Origin of the sequence: Chimaeribacter californicus (assembly GCF_002858675.1) — a bacterium.
In the GTDB taxonomy this organism is placed as follows: domain Bacteria; phylum Pseudomonadota; class Gammaproteobacteria; order Enterobacterales; family Enterobacteriaceae; genus Chimaeribacter; species Chimaeribacter californicus.
In genome coordinates this window covers 1-1430 of sequence record NZ_PJZF01000066.1, presented here as the reverse complement: position 1 = coordinate 1430, position 1430 = coordinate 1, and the positions used below count along the sequence as shown (strand labels likewise).

The window sequence follows — 1430 nt, the reverse complement described above, 5'->3', positions numbered from 1 at the left end:
CCGCTGCCGGGCAGCACGACGCCACTGCCGAATTCGTGGTAAAGGCTCTGGATAAACGAAACCGCCAGCCCGCTGCTGTCCATCACGCCGAGCCACACGCGCCGCCGGTGCGGTACACCAGGGCAATTTTCAGCTGTTTTTTAGCCATTGTTGAATACTCATTTGAGGGATGGAATTGAGCTTGCCGCAGGACACCACGTTGATTTGTGGTAACGCTGAATAAAACAGGATCGGCAAGTGAGAAAGGTTGTTCGGCCGGCCGCCGCTGTGATAGCGCGCCTCCTGGGTTGCATCGACCCCGACCAACGCCACGTTTTTAAAGCCCAGGTGGTAAGCCAGCCCCAATGCGCCCCAGGCAGAGTTACCGTTGTGGATCTTGGTTGGGTCTTCAGACAGCCCACGCTTCGCTGACCAGCGCCAGAGCCACCATTCCGCAGAGCCTTTAACCCGGGGTTCAGCGGCACGGTAAGAGATGCGCTCCAGCTCATGCACACCAGGCGCAGTGATGCCGGCAGAGAAATAGCGAACGTCGCGCCGGCGGGCAAGCAGCCGGCGCATATTCAGGACGGACGGATCCAGGGTAAAGAAATAGGTGGCACGGCTCAGCCAGTCGATAGCACCGTTCACAGCGATGATCGGTACGCCGCGCGGCGGCACAAATTTCTCAGCAGAAGGGCCCGAAGCCACGATGATCACGCGATCACCGTCTCCAGGCTTTTTTTGGGGAAGCATGTTAATTCCGTTCTCCGGGAACAGTTGAAAATGTCGATGTGCCGCAGTTCGTTGCGGACACCGGCGAAATGCTGTTGCCACCTGGTAACGCTGACCTGGGTCGGGTTACGCAAACCGCCGGCGTGCAGCCCATGAAAATGCACACCTTCTTTCAGAGAGCAGTCATAGCCCAGTAAGAAGATGCGTTTTGCACCGAGACTTGCCGCAAACTGGATGGCCATAGAGCCGGAGTTGAATCGGACTTGAGAATCGCCAAAGCGCTGGTATTCGATGCCAAGGCGATTGCTTGCTTTGCGTGATGCGGTGCATAAGCGGATCCCCGCAGGGATGTCGCCGGCATATTGCCGCCACCAATCATCATCACCAGCAAACAAGGCATATGGTTGTCGGAACATCCCATATGCGTTATTCACTGCCACGACGGGATACCCCGCCCTTTCAACCCTTTCACAGTCTGCTTTTGTCAGCGAAGGTCCCGGCGCTACACAAAAAACAGTGTCAAAGTGCATTTATGTCCTGTCAGGAAGATGGGATCTCACCCTCGCCGCTGGCGGAGTTGCTTTCAAAATCCACGAAGTGGGCATAACCAGGCTGCACATCAAACCCGCTGACCGGCGCGCGCCAGTCATCACCAGCCTGTTTCTCAGCGCGGTGCTCCATCATGCCTTTAGCGACAGGAAGATCACCCCAGGTTGCCT

Annotated in this window: 2 protein-coding genes and 1 pseudogene; all 3 read right to left on the bottom strand. The window is 56.9% G+C overall.

The genetic code is table 11. From position 1 onward, the window contains the following. A pseudogene (locus tag CYR55_RS23440) lies at positions 1 to 98 on the bottom strand (gamma-glutamyltransferase); the annotation flags it as partial. Between the two features lie 31 nt (positions 99 to 129). Next, positions 130 to 696: a hypothetical protein gene (locus tag CYR55_RS22815; protein WP_241522221.1), complete on the bottom strand. Its 567-nt coding sequence runs from the start codon at positions 694 to 696 to the stop codon at positions 130 to 132. After that, entirely contained in the window at positions 693 to 1151 is a 459-nt protein-coding gene (locus CYR55_RS23435; RefSeq protein WP_146001039.1) for a hypothetical protein, read from the bottom strand. Before CYR55_RS23435 ends, CYR55_RS22815 begins: the two co-directional genes overlap by 4 nt. Between the last annotated feature and the right edge of the window lie 279 nt (positions 1152 to 1430).